At 64.8% G+C, this 16083-nt stretch carries 16 protein-coding genes; 3 read left to right on the forward strand and 13 right to left on the reverse strand.

The window, feature by feature from the left end:
- Positions 1–3: 3 nt before the first annotated feature.
- From glpK to FNJ47_RS11035, 4 genes are all read right to left on the reverse strand, one after another.
- Positions 4–1506 carry a glycerol kinase GlpK gene (gene glpK / locus FNJ47_RS11020; protein WP_163153103.1) on the reverse strand — a complete coding sequence of 501 codons (1503 nt, stop codon included), beginning with the start codon at positions 1504–1506 and terminating at the stop codon, positions 4–6.
- 251 nt (positions 1507–1757) lie between these two features.
- The gene (locus FNJ47_RS11025) at positions 1758–2765 is read right to left on the reverse strand and encodes an SGNH/GDSL hydrolase family protein (protein WP_235999822.1); all 1008 of its coding nucleotides are present in this window, start codon (positions 2763–2765) and stop codon (positions 1758–1760) included.
- A 14-nt stretch (positions 2766–2779) separates the two neighbouring features.
- Positions 2780–3553, reverse strand: a complete 774-nt coding sequence (locus FNJ47_RS11030; protein ID WP_163153104.1) for an SGNH/GDSL hydrolase family protein — start codon at positions 3551–3553, stop codon at positions 2780–2782.
- The gene (locus tag FNJ47_RS11035; RefSeq protein ID WP_163153105.1) at positions 3550–4821 is read right to left on the reverse strand and encodes an OpgC domain-containing protein; all 1272 of its coding nucleotides are present in this window, start codon (positions 4819–4821) and stop codon (positions 3550–3552) included. Before FNJ47_RS11035 ends, FNJ47_RS11030 begins: the two co-directional genes overlap by 4 nt.
- A gap of 327 nt (positions 4822–5148) precedes the next feature.
- Here FNJ47_RS11035 and apaG point away from each other — a divergent pair, with 327 nt between their 5' ends.
- Complete coding sequence (gene apaG / locus FNJ47_RS11040) at positions 5149–5547, forward strand: Co2+/Mg2+ efflux protein ApaG (protein WP_163153106.1); 399 nt, start codon at positions 5149–5151, stop codon at positions 5545–5547.
- 131 nt (positions 5548–5678) lie between these two features.
- On the opposite strand, the gene FNJ47_RS11045 is transcribed toward apaG, so the two are convergent.
- The 3 genes from FNJ47_RS11045 to FNJ47_RS11055 form a co-directional block, all read right to left on the reverse strand.
- The gene (locus FNJ47_RS11045) at positions 5679–6680 is read right to left on the reverse strand and encodes an Hsp33 family molecular chaperone (protein ID WP_163153107.1); all 1002 of its coding nucleotides are present in this window, start codon (positions 6678–6680) and stop codon (positions 5679–5681) included.
- 209 nt (positions 6681–6889) lie between these two features.
- Positions 6890–7816 carry an ornithine carbamoyltransferase gene (argF, locus tag FNJ47_RS11050; RefSeq protein WP_163153108.1) on the reverse strand — a complete coding sequence of 309 codons (927 nt, stop codon included), beginning with the start codon at positions 7814–7816 and terminating at the stop codon, positions 6890–6892.
- On the reverse strand, positions 7816–9024 hold the full coding sequence (locus tag FNJ47_RS11055) for an aspartate aminotransferase family protein (RefSeq protein WP_163153109.1): 1209 nt from the start codon (positions 9022–9024) through the stop codon (positions 7816–7818). Before FNJ47_RS11055 ends, argF begins: the two co-directional genes overlap by 1 nt.
- Between FNJ47_RS11055 and FNJ47_RS11060 the strand changes: the two genes are divergently transcribed.
- Both FNJ47_RS11060 and FNJ47_RS11065 read left to right on the forward strand, forming a co-directional pair.
- A complete protein-coding gene (locus FNJ47_RS11060; RefSeq protein WP_163153110.1) occupies positions 9023–9262 on the forward strand; it encodes a hypothetical protein in 240 nt (79 codons plus the stop codon). The two genes, FNJ47_RS11055 and FNJ47_RS11060, sit on opposite strands and share 2 nt — an antisense overlap.
- A 260-nt stretch (positions 9263–9522) precedes the next feature.
- The gene (locus tag FNJ47_RS11065) at positions 9523–10035 is read left to right on the forward strand and encodes a GcrA family cell cycle regulator (RefSeq protein ID WP_163153111.1); all 513 of its coding nucleotides are present in this window, start codon (positions 9523–9525) and stop codon (positions 10033–10035) included.
- Between the two features lie 396 nt (positions 10036–10431).
- On the opposite strand, the gene phoB is transcribed toward FNJ47_RS11065, so the two are convergent.
- The 6 genes from phoB to pstS all read right to left on the reverse strand — a co-directional run bounded on the left by phoB (position 10432) and on the right by pstS (position 15999).
- Positions 10432–11142 carry a phosphate regulon transcriptional regulator PhoB gene (gene phoB, locus FNJ47_RS11070; protein ID WP_016844067.1) on the reverse strand — a complete coding sequence of 237 codons (711 nt, stop codon included), beginning with the start codon at positions 11140–11142 and terminating at the stop codon, positions 10432–10434.
- A gap of 128 nt (positions 11143–11270) precedes the next feature.
- Complete coding sequence (phoU, locus tag FNJ47_RS11075; protein WP_050403109.1) at positions 11271–11987, reverse strand: phosphate signaling complex protein PhoU; 717 nt, start codon at positions 11985–11987, stop codon at positions 11271–11273.
- A gap of 104 nt (positions 11988–12091) precedes the next feature.
- Positions 12092–12910 (reverse strand): phosphate ABC transporter ATP-binding protein PstB, encoded by an 819-nt coding sequence (gene pstB / locus FNJ47_RS11080; RefSeq protein ID WP_163153112.1) that lies wholly within the window; start codon positions 12908–12910, stop codon positions 12092–12094.
- On the reverse strand, positions 12907–13752 hold the full coding sequence (gene pstA, locus FNJ47_RS11085) for a phosphate ABC transporter permease PstA (RefSeq protein WP_163153113.1): 846 nt from the start codon (positions 13750–13752) through the stop codon (positions 12907–12909). Before pstA ends, pstB begins: the two co-directional genes overlap by 4 nt.
- Before the next feature lie 4 nt (positions 13753–13756).
- A complete protein-coding gene (gene pstC / locus FNJ47_RS11090; protein ID WP_163153128.1) occupies positions 13757–14746 on the reverse strand; it encodes a phosphate ABC transporter permease subunit PstC in 990 nt (329 codons plus the stop codon).
- A 242-nt stretch (positions 14747–14988) separates the two neighbouring features.
- The gene (gene pstS, locus FNJ47_RS11095; protein WP_163153114.1) at positions 14989–15999 is read right to left on the reverse strand and encodes a phosphate ABC transporter substrate-binding protein PstS; all 1011 of its coding nucleotides are present in this window, start codon (positions 15997–15999) and stop codon (positions 14989–14991) included.
- Positions 16000–16083: the final 84 nt, after the last annotated feature.

The raw sequence follows: 16083 nt of genomic DNA on the forward strand, positions 1-16083 counted from the left end.
GCGCTACTCCGCTTCGTCGCTCGCCAGCACGCCCTTCACGGCGCGGGCCCAGCCGGCGAGCTTGCGCTCGCGCGTCGCCTCGCTCATCGCCGGCCTGAAGCGGTGCTCGAGCCGCCAATTGTCGGCGAACTTTGCGGGCTCCGGATAGACCCCGGCCTCGAGGCCGGCGAGATAGGCGGCCCCGAGCGCAGTCGTCTCCTGGATCATCGGGCGATCGACCGGCGCGTTGAGCAGATCGGCAAGCCGCTGCATGGTCCAGTCCGACGCGGTCATGCCGCCGTCGACACGCAGCACGGTGTTGGCGGCGTTTGCCTCCGGCCAGTCGGTGCGCATCGCGGCCCACAGGTCGAAGGTCTGGTAGCAGACGCTCTCCAGGGTCGCGTGGGCGAGTTCGGCCGGACCGGTGTTGCGGGTGAGGCCGAACAGCGCGCCGCGCACGCGCGGATTCCAGTACGGCGCGCCCATGCCGACAAAGGCCGGCACCAAATAGACGCTCTGCATGCTGTCGGATTTGTCGGCGAGCGGCCCGGTCTCGGCGGCATGCTTGATGATGCCGAGCCCGTCGCGCAGCCACTGCACCGCGCTGCCGGCGACGAAGATCGAGCCCTCGAGCGCGTAGGTGCGCTCGCCGCCGAGCTGGTAGGCGATGGTGGTGAGCAGCTTGTTCTTCGAGGCCACCGGCGTGGTGCCGGTGTTGAGCAGCGCGAAGCAGCCGGTGCCGTAAGTCGACTTCATCATGCCGGGCTCGAAGCAGGCCTGGCCGATGGTCGCGGCCTGCTGGTCGCCGGCAATGCCCGAGATCGCGATCGGGCCGCCGAACAGATCGGCCGTGCTCTCGCCGAACCGGGCGGAGGAATCCTTCACCTCGGGGAGCATCGAGCGCGGCACGCGCAGGAGGTTGATGAGGTCGTCGTCCCACGCGCCGGTGTGGATGTTGAACAGCAGCGTGCGTGAGGCGTTGGTGGCGTCTGTGGCGTGCACTCGGCCGCCGGTGAACCGCCACAACAAATAGCAGTCGACGGTGCCGAACAACAACTCGCCGCGCTCGGCGCGTTCGCGCGCGCCCGGCACGTGATCGAGTATCCAGGCGACTTTCGTCCCGGAGAAATAGGGATCGATGATCAGGCCGGTCTTGGCCGAGATCGCCGGCTCATGGCCTTCGGCCTTGAGCCTGGCGCAGATATCGGCGGTGCGGCGGTCCTGCCAGACGATGGCTCGGTGCACGGCCTGGCCGGTGGCGCGGTCCCACACCACGGTGGTCTCGCGCTGGTTGGTGATGCCGATCGCGGCGATGTCCTTCGCCTTCAGCCCGGCCTTCTCCAGCGCCTCGCGGCACACCATCACGGTCGAGGTCCAGATGTCCTCCGGCTCGTGCTCGACCCAGCCGGAGGCCGGGAAATGCTGAGGAAACTCCTGTTGCGCGACCGCGGCGATGGAAATGTCGCTGCGAAACACCATGGCGCGCGACGAAGTGGTGCCCTGATCGATGGCCAGCACGAAAGACATGAGCGTTTCCCTTGAGGCTTGGTAGAGGCGCCAAGGGAGCGGATTACCGCGGCGAGGTCAAGATTGCTGGTAGGCGCGGCCGGGATGATCCGCGACGGTAGCAGACCCGTCATCCTGAGGTGCGAGCGGAGCGAGCCTCGAAGGATGCACGGCCACCGGCCGGGCCGTCGACCCTTCGAGGGCCGCTGAAGAAGCGGCCACCTCAGGGTGACGGTGGTGGAGCAAGCGCAAGGGGAGAGAAGACCATCCCATCACATCGGCCGGTAGGTCCTGACGTCGGCGGGGACGTTGACGCCGATCTTGATCGCGCCGACCGAGCGGATGATGTCGTCGCCGAGCAACTGGGCGAAGCAGGCATAGCCCCAGTCGTTCATGTGCAGGCCGTCGGCGATGACGAAATCGTCGATCGGGATCGCCTGTTTCTCGTGCCAGTCGCGCATCACCTCGAAGCGCGGGAAGATGCCGACATGGCGCAACGCGGCGATACGGCCGAGCAGCTTCACCATGCCGCGTGCGCTTTCGGGGCGCTCGGTGACGCGCGGCGAATATTGCGGATCGACCAGCACGACGTCCGCACCGTCGGCCTGGATGCGCGCCACGCCGTCCTCGACCTGCTTGGCGGTCTCGGTGGGATCGAGGTTGCGCAGCACCGCGTTGGTACCGACCTGCCAGATCACCATGTCGGGATGCACGTCGATCACTTCAGTCTGCAACCGCCGCATCATCTCGGGCGCGTCTTCACCGCCCTTGCCGCGGTTGAGCACGGTGATGTCGGCGGAGGGATATTGCCGGCGCAACTGTCCGGCGAGCCGGTTGGGATAGGTGAATTCCGGCGCCGACGAACCATAGCCCTGGGTCGAGGACGAGCCGAACGCGATGATGATAACCGGCTTGCCGGCCGCGAGCTTGGCCGCGACATGCGGCAGCGAGCCGGTGCTGTTCGGCACGCCGGTCGGCTGATGACAGGGTACGCGGTGGAAGATGTCGCTGGCGGATTTCGCGACCTGCTTCACCTTGTCGAGCGCCTTGGCGGCAACGCCCGGTTGCTGATCGGACGTGTCGGCGGCGATCACCGCAGGCTTGGCCGCATCAGGCCTGACTGCTTCAGTCTTTGCACCCGATGACAGCGCGGCATGCTGGTCGGCCTGGCCGGTCTGCGCGCACAACGGCACAACCGAGAGCGGCGCGAGCAGCGCCAGCGCCGCCACGGCGCACAGGCCTCGCGCTACCGAGGAGCGAAAAGGGAAGACAAAACGCATCAACTCTGCTTCCTCTAATTCTGCTGCACCGGGCCCAGATGGGCCGCATCGATCACGAATTTCGCAAGGGCCCGGCCGAGACAGGCGTGAACCTTCTTGGCCAGATCGACACCATGCGAGGTGCTGAACAGATCAAAATATCCGGCGTCGCTCCACTGCTTCATGATCGCGAACCGGTCGAACAGCGGAACGTCGTGCTGCTGCGCCACCACCTTCATATTGTCGAGATATGGCGGTGCAGAGATCATCGTCTCCGTACGCGGGCTGTATTGCAGATTGACCAGCACCACGTCAGTCCCGGCGCCCCGCAACGCAACAACGCCGTCGTTGATGGCGGTACGGAATTCGTCGGGATCGACCGCTCGCATAGCATCGACCGTTCCGGTCTGCCAGATAACCAAAGTAGGCTTTTTTGCTTCGACAAGCTTAACGAGAGTTCCCGCGGTCTCTTCGGCCGTGCTCTTTCCCTGTAATTCTACGGATAGATCGATGGTCGCCGACGGAAATGCCTCCTTCAGCGCCGCCTGCAGCTCGGCCGGATAGGCACTCGCCTCGTTGCCCTGGATGGTCGAGGAGCGGCTGCCCACCACCAGCACGTTGAGCGGCTGGTTGGCCTTCACCGCATCGGTGACCTTCGGCAGCGAGCTTTCGCTCGCCAGCAGATAGGCGGGCACGTCGCAGGGCGGTGCCGGTGGTGCAGGATCGGGGGTGTCGCCGGCGCGCACGGGCGCCGCCGCCAAACAGGCGGCCAGCAGCATCAGGCCCAGCATCGTCTGCGCGGACTTCATGCTCCCCCTCCCGCCATATCGGCGTTGCCGGCGGCACCTTTTTTCGAGGCGCCTTTGTCGGCGGAGTGCTTGTACCACGAAATAATCCACGCCATCCCGCACATGATGAGGATGCCGCAGACACTGATCAAGGCGTGCAGTGCAGCACCGCCGGAGACTTCGGCAAGCACGAAGTGACCGGCAAAGGCGAGGAATACCCCGAGACAGAATATCTCAAGCGAATGCTGGCCACACAGGATCAATGGTCGCAGCCAGGGCGATTTCAAGCCCGGCCAATCCCGGGGCAGGAAGCGCACGGTGAGGGCTGCGAGCGCGAGGAAATGCGCGAACCGCAACACGTCAAGGTCGGTCTTGTTGATCGGATACATCCATTGCTCGATGAGCTTCGGCATGATGTGGCCGAGCTGCGGCACGTACCAGGTCAGCGTCACGAAGAACGCGGCGACCAGATAGACGATGCAGATCCACATCGTGATGTTCGACGACAGGATGCGCGACATCCGTCGCGCGCCGCCGAGCGCGCACCAGGCGCCGAACACGAACAGCAATTGCCAGGCGAACGGATTGAACGCCCAGAAGCCGTTCGGATAGGCCGACAGATAAAGGTCGAACTGCCAGGTCAGCGCGTAGAGCACGACCGACAGGCCAAGCGTCACGTCGGGCTTCCATTTCATCAGCCACAGGATCAGCGGCAGGAACAGCATCAGGACGATATAGAGCGGCAGCACGTCCATGTTGACGGGCCGGAAGCGCAGCAGCAGCGCCTGGACGATGGTGACGTCGGGCTGCTTGAGGAAGTCCATGATCCCCATTTCCTCGCTGTAGAGCGGGTTCTCGAACGAGGTCGCGACGTAGGAGATCTCGGCGAGGAAGATCGTGAACAGGAAGACATGCGCGACGTAGATCTGCCAGACCCGGCGCAGGATGCGCGCAGTCGCGATCACGAAGCCGCCCTCCAGCATCGCGCGGCCATAGACGAAGGCCGCGGTGTAGCCGGAGATGAAGATGAATATCTCGGTGGCGTCGGAGAAGCCGTAATTGCGGATCGTGAGCCAGGTCAGAAGATTGGTCGGCAGATGATCGATGAAGATCAGCCACAGCGCGAGCCCGCGGAACAGGTCGAGCCTGAGCTCGCGCTCACCGGTCGCCGGCAGCGTGATCGCGGGCGCGGCAGCCTTCGCCCTGGCCTCGCTCCTGGTGTCGCTCTTGGCCTCGGCCTTGGCGTCAGCCGCCGGCGCACCGGCTATGGGATCGGCAATCGAGCTCATCAAACACCGTGTCGGCCGCGGACGCCCGCATGCCCAGCTGAAAAGATACTATTCGCGTACGACTTGCCGACAAAGCGCAGAGTGCGGCGACATGCGGCCGCGCTTTAGAGCGGAACTATGTTGAAACCGCGATGAACGGACGGCCCCAAATCCGGCTTTCCGAGCTCCGCTTTCCAAATCCGGCTGCCCAAGCCCGGCTGCCCAAGTCCGGCTTTTCACGGCCCGGCAGGCGATTGGTTCCGGCTGACCAATTGGCTATGATGGCGCCCTGTTTGTGCGTGATCCGGTCAGAACAGATCACGCGCCGAGATTATCGGATTGAGCCGTATGTACCGCGCCGTTACCCGCCAGATCGAAGTCACCGTCGAGCCGAACTTCATGCCGGATCGCTCGTCGGTCGACCGGCGCGAATATTTCTGGTCCTACAAGATCGTGATCGTCAATTCGGGCCCGGAAACGGTGCAGCTGCGCACGCGGCACTGGATCATCACCGACGCCACCGGCCGCCGCCAGGAGGTGCGCGGCGAAGGCGTGGTCGGCGAGCAGCCGGTGCTGGCGCCCGGCGAACGCTTCGAATACACGAGCGGCGTGCCGCTGCCCACCGCATCCGGCTTCATGACCGGCAGCTATCAGATGGTCACCGAAGCCGGCGAACGTTTTGAGATCGACGTGCCGACCTTCTCGCTCGACAGTCCGAGCCCGGACGGGAAGCGGGTGTTGAATTAGCCCCCGTTGTCATGCCCCGCCACCGGGTCTCGCCTTCGGCGAGCCCGATGACAGGCTCCGGCGGGGCATCCAGTACGCCGCGGCCTATCCGTATCCAGAAACAGACGCGTTGTGTGTGACGACGAACGCGTCTACTCGACGCCGGCTTCCTGCGGCGTGAACTCGTAGACCGACGAGCAGAACTCGCAGGTCACGACGACCTTGCCGTCCTTGACCATCTCGGCGCGATCGTTCGGCGCAAAGCTCTTCAGCATCGACGACACCGCATCGCGCGAGCAGGAGCACTGCGCGCGCAGCGGTTGCGGGTTGAAGACGCGAACGCCGCGCTCGTGGAACAGGCGGTACAACAGCCGCTCGCCGGAGAGATCGGGATCGATCAGCTCGACATCCTCGACGGTCGAGATCAGCGACTGACCCTCGACCCAGGCGTCGTCATCCGGCACGCTGTGCGTCGCCGTGCCCTCCGGCGCATCGCCGGGATGCAGATCGGCCTGCTTGGCGCGCTCCGGCGCCTTGGGCAGGAATTGCAGCAGGATTCCGCCGGCGCGCCAGTGCAGCTTGCCGCCTTCGCCGCCGCGCATCTCCTCGCCGACCGCAAGCCGCACCCGCGTCGGAATCTGCTCCGAGCGCAGCAAATATTCGTGGGCCGCCTCTTCGAGGCCGCCGCCGTCGAGCGCGACCAGCCCCTGGTAGCGGCTGGTGTTCGAGCCCTGATCGATGGTCATCGCAAGGTGGCCCTTGCCGAGCAGCTCGCCTGAGGTCTGTCCCGGCTTGAGAAGCGCCGCGTCGTAACGCGCATAGGCACGCAGCCGGTCGGGCGCCTGGAAATCGACGATCAGCAGCGAGACCGGGCCTTCGGTCCGGGTCTGCAGGATGAATCGACCCTCGAACTTGACGGACGAACCGAGCAGCGTAGTCAGCACGATGGCCTCGCCGAGCAGCTTGCCAACCGCCGGCGGATAATCGTGCTTGTGCAGGATCTCGTCGAGCGCGGGGCCGAGCCGGGTCAGCCGGCCACGCAAGTCCAGCGCGCCGACCTCGAAGGCCAGCACGGTATCGTCGACAGGAACCGCTGACGGCGCGCGAGTGGGCGTCTCGGTCGTGATTTTGATGTCGGGGGATTGTGAAACCATGGCGCTCTATCTGGGGTCTCGGACCGTGAAATAAAGGGGTTCACTAAGGCGGATATCTCCGTCGTCCCTGCGAAAGCAGGGACCCATAACCACCGATGTGAGTTGCTGCGCCAAGCTGGGGCCCCAGCTTTCGCAAAATTTACAACGGTGGTTATCGGTCCCGGGTCGCGCTTCGCTAGCCCGGGACGACAACGCTTACTTAGCTGCGCCTACGCGACTTCGTTAAAGCACCAGGCCAGAATGCCCTTCTGCGCATGCAGGCGGTTTTCCGCCTCGTCGAACACCACGGATTGCGGCCCGTCGATCACCTCGTCGGTGACCTCCTCGCCGCGATGCGCGGGCAGGCAGTGCATGAACAGGGCGTCAGGCTTGGCGAGCGACATCAGCTTGGCATTGACCTGATAGGGCCGCAGCACGTTGTGACGGTGCTCACCCTCCTTGTCGCCCATCGACACCCAGGTGTCGGTGACGACGCAGTCGGCGCCGCGCACGGCGGCTTCCGGATCGGTGCCGAGCTTGATCGGCGCGCCGGTCGCCTTGATCCAGTCGCGCATCGGCTTCTTCGGCGAAAGCTCCGGCGGGGTCGCGACATTGAGCTGGAACTTGAACCGTTCGGCCGCGTGCGCCCAGGAGGCCAGCACGTTGTTGTCGTCGCCGGTCCAGGCCACCGTCTTGCCCTCGATCGAGCCGCGATTTTCCTCGTAGGTCATGAGATCGGCCATCACCTGGCAGGGATGCGAGCGCCGGGTCAGGCCGTTGATGACGGGAACGGTGGCATGAGCCGCGAGTTCGAGCAGCGCGTCATGGTTGAGGATGCGGATCATGATCGCATCGACATAGCGCGACAGCACGCGCGCGGTGTCGGCGATGGTCTCACCGCGGCCGAGCTGCATCTCTGCGCCGGTCAGCATGATGGATTCACCGCCGAGCTGGCGCATGCCGACGTCGAACGACACCCTTGTGCGGGTCGACGGGCGCTCGAAGATCATCGCGAGCGTCTTGCCTTCGAGCGGCTTCCTGCCCTTCTCATGCGCCTTCAGCTTCGCCTTCATGGCGGCTCCGGCGGAGAGCATGTTGCGTAGCTCGGCGAGCGGCAGCTCGTCGATGTCGAGGAAGTGACGGACCGGCTTGCTCATCACCCCGCCGCCTTCTTCGGCTGTCCCGCCGAGAGCGTTGCGCAAGCGCGCTCGAGCGAGGTGATCGACTGGTCGATCTCGGCCTCGGTCACGATCAGGGGCGCCAGGAACCGCACCACATTGTCGCCGGCGCCGACGGTAAGCAGCTTCTCGCTGCGCAGCGCGGCGATCAGGTCGACCGACGGCACCACGGCCTTGACGCCGATCAACAGGCCCTCGCCGCGCACCTCCGACAGCACGCCGGGATAGCGGTCGATCACGGAAGCGAGCTTCTGCTTGAGCAGCAGCGACATCTTCTGCACATGGTCGAAGAAGCCCGGCTTCAGCATGACGTCGAGCACGGCATTGGCGGCTGCGACCGCGAGCGGGTTGCCGCCGAAGGTCGAGCCGTGCGAACCCGGCGCCATGCCGGCCGCCGCCTGCGCCGTCGCCAGCACCGCGCCGATCGGGAAACCGCCACCGAGCGCTTTCGCCAGCGACATCACGTCCGGCGTGACGCCGGTGCGCTTGTAGGCGAACAGTTCGCCGGTGCGGCCCATGCCGGTCTGCACCTCGTCGAACGCCAGCAACAGGCCATGCTCGTCGCAGAGCGCGCGCAAGGCCTTGAAGAACGCCTGCGGCGCCGAGCGCACGCCGCCCTCGCCCTGCACGGGCTCGATCAGGATGCCGGCGGTGTGCGGGCCGATCGCCTTCTTGACCGCCTCGATGTCGCCATGCGGCACCTGGTCGAAGCCGTCCATCGGCGGGCCGAAGCCCTCGAGATATTTCGCCGAGCCGGTCGCAGCCAGCGTGCCCAGCGTGCGGCCGTGGAAGGCGCCCTCGAAGGTGATGATGCGGTAGCGCTCGCCATGGCCCTTGGAGAAGTGATAGTGGCGGACCAGCTTGATCACGCCCTCCATCGCTTCCGCGCCGGAATTGCAGAAGAACACGAAGTCCGCAAAGCTCTGCTCGCAGAGCCGCGCCGCGAGCACCTCGCCGTCCGGGCTCTTGAACAGGTTCGACATGTGCCAGAGCTTGGTCGCCTGTTCCTGCAGCGCCTTGACCAGATGCGGATGCGCATGCCCGAGCGCGTTCACCGCGACACCAGAGGTGAAATCGAGATAGCGGTCGCCGTTGGTTGCGATCAGCCAGGCGCCCTCACCGCGCTCAAAGCCGAGATCGACCCTGGCGAAGACGGGGAGCAGATGCGACGAGGCGCTGTTGGTCATGGCGTTCACTGACGGTTTTGAACCGACGATTGCCGCGCGCCTTGACGCCAGCGCAGCAACGGCCAGCTTCGGAAAACAAAACGTGCCGCCTTTGCGGGCGGCACGTGAGGGCCATTCTATGCGGCGGCTGGTCGGTGTCAATCGCCGGGAGCCTGCCCTTGCCGGCCTTCCTGCAATGCGAAACCAGCGCAATCCGGAGCATTCCGGTGCGGTGGAAAAGCCTCATTGCAATGCTTAACTTTGTGGGAACATGTGGACGCACGGCCGCGGACTCTTGCGCCAGAGTCACGCCATATTGTAGCGTTTGGCCTGTCGGGTACGACATCTCGTGCGGCAGTACTGGACCCTCTAAGTAGCCTTCGTGTCTCACGTAAACGTTCGGGCGCAAGACCGCGCCCGGCGAGGGCTAAGGGATTCTGGCCGCAGGGATATTTGTCCAGATTTGGCTCGCAGCGCCGTTCCAATGACTGGCCGGCGCCATGCGAAAGGAAGAATGCGATGACGGTATTGACCTGGTCCGACGATCGCGTCGAGCAGCTGAAGAAGCTCTGGGAGTCTGGCCTTTCGGCCAGCCAGATCGCAGCGGAACTTGGCAATGTGACGCGAAACGCCGTGATCGGCAAAGTGCACCGGCTCGGCCTCTCCGGCCGCGCCAAGGCCCCCTCGACAGCCGCCCCGCGGCAGCGCAAGGCCCGTCCCGCCCAGCACATGATGCGGGTGGCGCGCCCGGTCTCGCGCGGCAACACCGCGCTCGCGCACGCCTTCGAGGTCGAGATGGAGGCCGATCCGATCTCCTACGACAACGTGGTGCCGATGAGCCAGCGGCTGTCGCTGCTCGAGCTCAACGAGGCCACCTGCCACTGGCCGGTCGGCGATCCGTCGAGCCCGGAATTCTTCTTCTGCGGCGGCAAGGCACTCGGCGGCCTGCCCTATTGCGCGCATCACTCGCGCGTCGCCTACCAGCCCGCCGGCGACCGCCGCAGGCCGTCGGCGAAGCCACAGATCAAGTAAGCACTCGGGAAAAACTAGCCTGGACTGCAAAAGCAAATCCCCGCAAAAGCGGGGATTTTTTTGTCGACGCATGCGCATCAAGACCCGAGCTAGGCGCGGTGCATGACGTGAGGTGAGCACGCACGTCGGGCTCCCTCCCCCCTTGCGGGGGAGGGTTGGGGAGAGGGGTGAGCCCCGGGCTGTGGCGGAAGACGCGTAGCGACATCCTCTCAACCGAACCGACGGCGCTTGCGCTCTGCTTGCATTCTTCGCAACCGTCAGCGCAAGCGGCACCCCTCTCCCCAACCCTCCCCCGCAAGGGGGGAGGGAGCCAGACAGTGTGCTCACCTCACGCGATAACGAACCAATTCACGTCACCGCTTGCGGCGTTGTGGCGTGTGCTCGCGACACGCGCCGTTACGGCTGCGGCTCGGCCTTTGCGAAGCGGTCGTCGAGCGCATAGCCGGCGCCGCGCACGGTGCGGATCGGATCCTGCTCGCGGCCCGGATTGAGCAGCTTGCGCAGCCGGCCGATATGCACGTCGACGGTGCGTTCATCGATATAGATGTCGCGGCCCCAGACGCTGTCGAGCAGCTGCTCGCGGCTGAACACGCGGCCGGGATGCTCGAGGAAGAATTCGAGCAAGCGATACTCGGTCGGCCCGAGATCGATCGGACGGCCCGAGCGCGCCACGCGGCGCTTCTCGCGGTCGAGCTCGATGTCGCCATAGGTCAGCACGGTCGCAAGACGTTCCGGGCTCGCGCGGCGCAACAGGCCCTTCACCCGTGCCAGCAGTTCCGGCACCGAGAACGGCTTGACGATGTAATCGTCGGCGCCCGTGGCGAGCCCGCGCACGCGCTCGCTCTCCTCGCCGCGCGCGGTCAGCATGATGATCGGAAGCTGCTTGGTCTCGGGCCGCGCCCGCAGGCGGCGGCACAGCTCGATGCCGGACAGGCCCGGCAGCATCCAGTCGAGTACCACGAGGTCGGGAACGCGCTCCTTCAGGCGGGTGTCGGCATCGTCGCCGCGCCCCACCGTCTCAACATCGTAGCCTTCCGCATCGAGGTTGTAGCGCAACAGCGTCGTCAGCGCTTCCTCGTCTTCGACTACCAGAATGCGTGCGCTCATCGGTCTAAGTTCTTTCTCTGTGGTGATCCGTTGCCCAGACGCAAACCGAAACGCTTACTTCCGTCGGCATGATCCCCGCGGAAACGATTTGTCGCGAAGACAATCCATTTCCGCACGCGTGGATCATGTCAGGTACCCGGCACCGTGGTGGCAAAGTTGGTCATGTCGCCCTTCGGGCGCTTGTCGGTGATCTGCTGGCCTTCGATCATGTAGAACACGGTCTCGGCGATATTGGTGGCGTGATCGCCGATCCGCTCGATATTCTTGGCGCAGAACATCAGATGGATGCAGAACGAGATGTTGCGCGGATCCTCCATCATGTAGGTGAGCAGCTCGCGAAACAGCGAGGTGCAGATCGCATCGACTTCCTCGTCGCCCTTCCAGACGTTCATCGCCGCCGGCAGATCGTGCGCGGCATAGGCGTCGAGCACCGACTTGACCTGCGACAGCACGAGGTCGGTCATGTGCTCCAGGCCGCGGATCAGCTTCAGCGGCTGGAAATCGCTCTCCAGCGCCGCGACGCGCTTGCCCATGTTCTTGGCGAGGTCGCCGATCCGCTCGAGATCGGTGGCGACGCGCATTGCGCTGACGATTTCACGCAGGTCGATCGCCATCGGCTGGCGGCGGGCGATCGTCAGCACCGCGCGCTCTTCGATGACGCGCTGCAGATTGTCGATCTCGATGTCGGCGGCGACCACGCGCTTGCCGAGCGCGACGTCGCGCCGGATCAGCGCGTCGACCGACTCGGTAATCATCCGCTCGACGAGGCCGCCCATCTCGGCGACCAGGCGGGTCAATTCCTGCAGGTCGCTGTCGAATGCCTTGGCGGTATGTTCAGAAGCCATCGTCCCTCTCCCCTCGATCATGATCCCCGGGGGATCATGATCTCGTGTCCATGTTTCAGCATGATCCGATCGGAAAACCGGTTCCCACTTTTCCGGATCATGCTCTAGCCGAATCGGCCGGTGATGTAGTCCTGGGTCCGTCGATCGCTCGGCGACGTGAAGATCTTGTTGGTGTCGTCGAATTCGATCAGCTCGCCGAGATACATGAAGGCGGTCTTGTCGGAGACGCGCGCCGCCTGCTGCATGTTGTGGGTGACGATCGCGATCGTGTAGTCCTCGGAGAGCTCCTGGATCAGCTCCTCGACCTTGGCGGTCGAGATCGGATCGAGCGCCGAGCACGGCTCGTCGAACAGGATCACTTCGGGACGCACCGCCACGGTGCGCGCGATGCACAGGCGCTGCTGCTGGCCGCCGGAGAGCGACAGGCCGGAAGCGTTCAGCTTGTCCTTGACCTCGTTCCACAGCGCGCCGCCGCGCAACGCCTTCTCGACCCGGTCGTCCATCTCGGACTTCGAGATCTTCTCGTAGAGGCGGATGCCGAAGGCGATGTTCTCGTAGATCGTCATCGGGAACGGCGTCGGCTTCTGGAACACCATGCCGACCCGCGCGCGCAGCAGATTGAGGTCGAGCTTGGGATCGAGAATGTTGGTCTGATCCAGCATCAGCTGGCCGACCGCGCGCTGGCCCGGATAGAGGTCATACATCCGGTTGAAGATGCGCAGCAGGGTCGACTTGCCGCAGCCGGACGGGCCGATGAACGCCGTGACGCGGTTGGTGCCGAGCGTCAGGTTGATGTTCTTCAGCGCGTGATGCTCGCCGTAATAGAAGTTGAGGTTGCGCACCGTGACTTTCGGCTGCGCTTCGGGAAGCGGAACCTGGGGAACGTGGCCCGCGGCAGTCGTTGAGACGGAAAGCTCGGTCATTTTGCGGCCCTTTCGGCACCAAGGATGCGCGCGCCGATATTCAGTGCGAGCACGGTGAATGTGATGAGCAGTGCGCCGCTCCACGCCAGCTCTTTCCAGTAGGCGTAGGGGCTCTGCACGAAGTTGTTGATGGTCACCGGCAGGTTGGCCATCGTCTTGGTCAAGTCCCAGCTGAAGAACTGGTTCGACAGCGCGGTGAACAGCAGCGGCGCGGTCTCGCCGGCAACGCGGGCGGTCGCCAGCAGCACGCCGGTAATCAGACCCGATCGCGCAGCACGATAAGCGATCCGCTTGATCACCAGCGAGCGCGGCAGGCCCAGCGCGGAGGCCGCCTCGCGCAGCGGATTGGGCACCAGCAGCAGCATGTCCTCGGTGGTGCGCAGCACGACCGGGATCACGATCACGGCGAGCGCAAGGCTGCCAGCGATCGCCGAGAAGCCGCGCATCGGCACCACGACCGCGCCGTAGATGAACAGGCCGATGATGATCGACGGCGCGCTGAGCAGGATGTCGTTGATGAAGCGGATCACCGAGGTGAGCTTGTCGTGCTTGCCGTATTCGGCGAGGTAAGTGCCGGCGAACAGGCCGAGCGGCGCGCCGATGCCGACGCCGATCACGGTCATGATGACCGAGCCGACGATGGCGTTGAGCAGACCGCCCTCGGTCGAGCCCGGCGGCGGCGTGTTCTGGGTGAACAGCTGCACGCTGAGGCCGGCCAGGCCGTTATAGACCAGCGTGAACAGGATCAGCGCCAGCCAGGTGACGCCGAACAGCGCCGCGCCGACGCAAAGTGCGCGGATGACGATGTCGCTGCGGCGGCGGGATTTGTAGATCGGGTTCATGGCGCTACTTCCCCGCTTTCGTTTCAAGCCGCATCAGCATCAGCCGGGCGCCGGCGAGCACGAAGAAGGTCAGCACGAACAGCAGGAGGCCAAGCAGGATCAGGCCGGACTGGTGCAGGCCGTCGCTCTCGGCAAATTCGCTAGCGATCGCCGCCGAGATCGTGGTGCCCGGCGCGAAGATCGACGACGAGATGCGGAACGAGTTGCCGATGATGAAAGTCACCGCCATGGTCTCGCCGAGTGCGCGGCCGAGCGCCAGCATGATGCCGCCGATCACGCCGACCCTTGTGTAGGGGATCACGACGCTGCGGACGACTTCCCAGGTGGTGCAGCCCATGCCGTAGGCGGCTTCCTTGAGCACCGGCGGCACGGTCTTGAACACGTCGACCGAGATCGCGGTGATGAAGGGCAGCACCATGATGGCAAGGATCAGCGCCGCGTTGAACAGGCTGAGATAGGACGGCGGGCCAGCGAACACCGCGCCCAGCACCGGAACGCCCTCGAAGATCCGGATCATGAAGGGCTGGAAGGTATTGGCCAGGAACGGGCCCAGCACGAAGAAGCCCCACATGCCGTAGATGATCGAGGGGATGCCGGCGAGCAGTTCGATGGCGATGCCGATCGGGCGGCGCAGCATCTGCGGGCAGAGCTCGGTGAGGAACACGGCGATGCCGATGCCGACCGGGATCGCGATCAGCATCGCGATGACCGAGGTGATCAGCGTGCCGTAGATCGGGCCGAGCGCGCCGAGTACCGGCGGATCGGCCGAGGGCGCCCAGCGCTGGGTCCAGAGGAAGGCGAAGCCGTATTCCTTCATCGCCGGCCAGGCGCCGACGATCAGCGACAGGATGATGCCGCCGAGGATCAACAGGACCGAAATCGCCGAGATGCGGGTGATCCAATAGAAGGTGAGGTCACCCAGCTTGAAGGCGCTGAGGGCCTTGGCGCGATCGTAAGGTCCGGCGGCTTCCATCACATCGCTCTGAACAGCCATGTCTGCCACGCCAATTTCCTCTTTTTTATTTAAAAGCTGCACCAACCGCTACGCCCCCGAAGCGATCTTCATCGACGCATGAGGCCGGACGTCGTTCCGGTTGCGCCTCCCGGGGCGCGAACCCCGGGCCCAATCCGCGTATCTTGCCGCGTTTCTTGCCGCGGTGATGGGGCCCGGTCTTGGTCGCTCAACCTGTGCCGCCCCCTTGGGAGGCGGCACAGGCCTCATTCGAAGCGTTGGACTTAGCTCTTGATGTCCGAGGACCAGGTCTTCTCGATCAGCTTGACGACCGAGTCCGGCATCGGGATGTAGTCGAGCTCTTCGGCCGCCTTGCCACCCTTCTCGAAGGCGTACTTGAAGAACTTGAGCGCTTCCTGCGAGGCCGCCTTGTCGGTCGAGTCCTTGTGCATCAGGATGAAGGTCGCCGCGGTGATCGGCCAGGAGGCTTCGCCGGGCTGGTCGGTCAGGATCACGTAATAGCCGGGGGCCTTGGACCAGTCGGCATTCGACGCAGCAGCCTGGAAGGCGGCAATGGTCGGCTGCACGGTCTTGCCGGCCTTGTTGACCAGCGCAGTGTAGGTCAGCTTGTTCTGCTTGGCGTAGGCGTATTCGACATAGCCGATCGCGTTCTTGGTCTGGCTGATGTTGCCGGCAACGCCTTCGTTGCCCTTGGCGCCGACGCCGACCGGCCATTCGACCACGGTGCCGGAACCGACCTTGGACTTCCAGTCGGCGTTCGACTTGGAGAGGTAGTCGGTGAAGTTGAAGGTGGTGCCCGAACCATCCGAACGGCGGACGACGGTGATCGCATCGGCCGGCAGGGTCAGCTTCGGATTGAGCTTGGCGATCGCCGCGTCGTTCCACTTGGTGATCTTGCCGAGATAGATGTCGCCGAGCACTTCGCCGGAGAGCACGAGATCGCCCGGCTTGACGCCTTCGACGTTCACGACCGAAACGATCGCGCCCATCACCATCGGCCACTGGACGAGGCCGTCCTTCTCGAGCTGCTCCGCCTTGAGCGGCGCGTCGGTCGCACCGAAGGTCACGGTCTTGGCCTGGATCTGCTTGATGCCGGCGCCCGAACCGATCGACTGATAGTTCAGGCCATTGCCGGTGTCCTTCTTGTAGGCGTCAGCCCACTTCGAATAGATCGGGAACGGAAACGTTGCGCCCGCGCCGGTAATATCGGCAGCGAAGGCCGACGTCGACGCGGCCACCAGGCCGGCAGCGACGATTGCTTTGATGAAATTCATGGGGTGGTCTCCATCTTGTGAGCGAAGCGCCGAATGCGCCCGATCGCGCTCACGCCGGTCCATCTAAGAGCGGTCGGTGCCGCT

Origin of the sequence: Bradyrhizobium uaiense, from assembly GCF_010811875.1 — a bacterium.
In the GTDB taxonomy this organism is placed as follows: Bacteria; Pseudomonadota; Alphaproteobacteria; order Rhizobiales; family Xanthobacteraceae; genus Bradyrhizobium; species Bradyrhizobium uaiense.

What these genes read in the sequence shown, in the direction of transcription:
- glpK (WP_163153103.1), bottom strand. Translation starts at nt 1,506, where the DNA reads ATGTCTTTCGTGCTGGCCATCGATCAGGGCACCACTTCGTCGCGCGCC.
- FNJ47_RS11025 (WP_235999822.1), bottom strand. Translation starts at nt 2,765, where the DNA reads ATGCGTTTTGTCTTCCCTTTTCGCTCCTCGGTAGCGCGAGGCCTGTGC.
- FNJ47_RS11030 (WP_163153104.1), bottom strand. Translation starts at nt 3,553, where the DNA reads ATGAAGTCCGCGCAGACGATGCTGGGCCTGATGCTGCTGGCCGCCTGT.
- FNJ47_RS11035 (WP_163153105.1), bottom strand. Translation starts at nt 4,821, where the DNA reads ATGAGCTCGATTGCCGATCCCATAGCCGGTGCGCCGGCGGCTGACGCC.
- apaG (WP_163153106.1), top strand. Translation starts at nt 5,149, where the DNA reads ATGTACCGCGCCGTTACCCGCCAGATCGAAGTCACCGTCGAGCCGAAC.
- FNJ47_RS11045 (WP_163153107.1), bottom strand. Translation starts at nt 6,680, where the DNA reads ATGGTTTCACAATCCCCCGACATCAAAATCACGACCGAGACGCCCACT.
- argF (WP_163153108.1), bottom strand. Translation starts at nt 7,816, where the DNA reads ATGAGCAAGCCGGTCCGTCACTTCCTCGACATCGACGAGCTGCCGCTC.
- FNJ47_RS11060 (WP_163153110.1), top strand. Translation starts at nt 9,023, where the DNA reads ATGGCGTTCACTGACGGTTTTGAACCGACGATTGCCGCGCGCCTTGAC.
- FNJ47_RS11055 (WP_163153109.1), bottom strand. Translation starts at nt 9,024, where the DNA reads ATGACCAACAGCGCCTCGTCGCATCTGCTCCCCGTCTTCGCCAGGGTC.
- FNJ47_RS11065 (WP_163153111.1), top strand. Translation starts at nt 9,523, where the DNA reads ATGACGGTATTGACCTGGTCCGACGATCGCGTCGAGCAGCTGAAGAAG.
- phoB (WP_016844067.1), bottom strand. Translation starts at nt 11,142, where the DNA reads ATGAGCGCACGCATTCTGGTAGTCGAAGACGAGGAAGCGCTGACGACG.
- phoU (WP_050403109.1), bottom strand. Translation starts at nt 11,987, where the DNA reads ATGGCTTCTGAACATACCGCCAAGGCATTCGACAGCGACCTGCAGGAA.
- pstB (WP_163153112.1), bottom strand. Translation starts at nt 12,910, where the DNA reads ATGACCGAGCTTTCCGTCTCAACGACTGCCGCGGGCCACGTTCCCCAG.
- pstA (WP_163153113.1), bottom strand. Translation starts at nt 13,752, where the DNA reads ATGAACCCGATCTACAAATCCCGCCGCCGCAGCGACATCGTCATCCGC.
- pstC (WP_163153128.1), bottom strand. Translation starts at nt 14,746, where the DNA reads ATGGCTGTTCAGAGCGATGTGATGGAAGCCGCCGGACCTTACGATCGC.
- pstS (WP_163153114.1), bottom strand. Translation starts at nt 15,999, where the DNA reads ATGAATTTCATCAAAGCAATCGTCGCTGCCGGCCTGGTGGCCGCGTCG.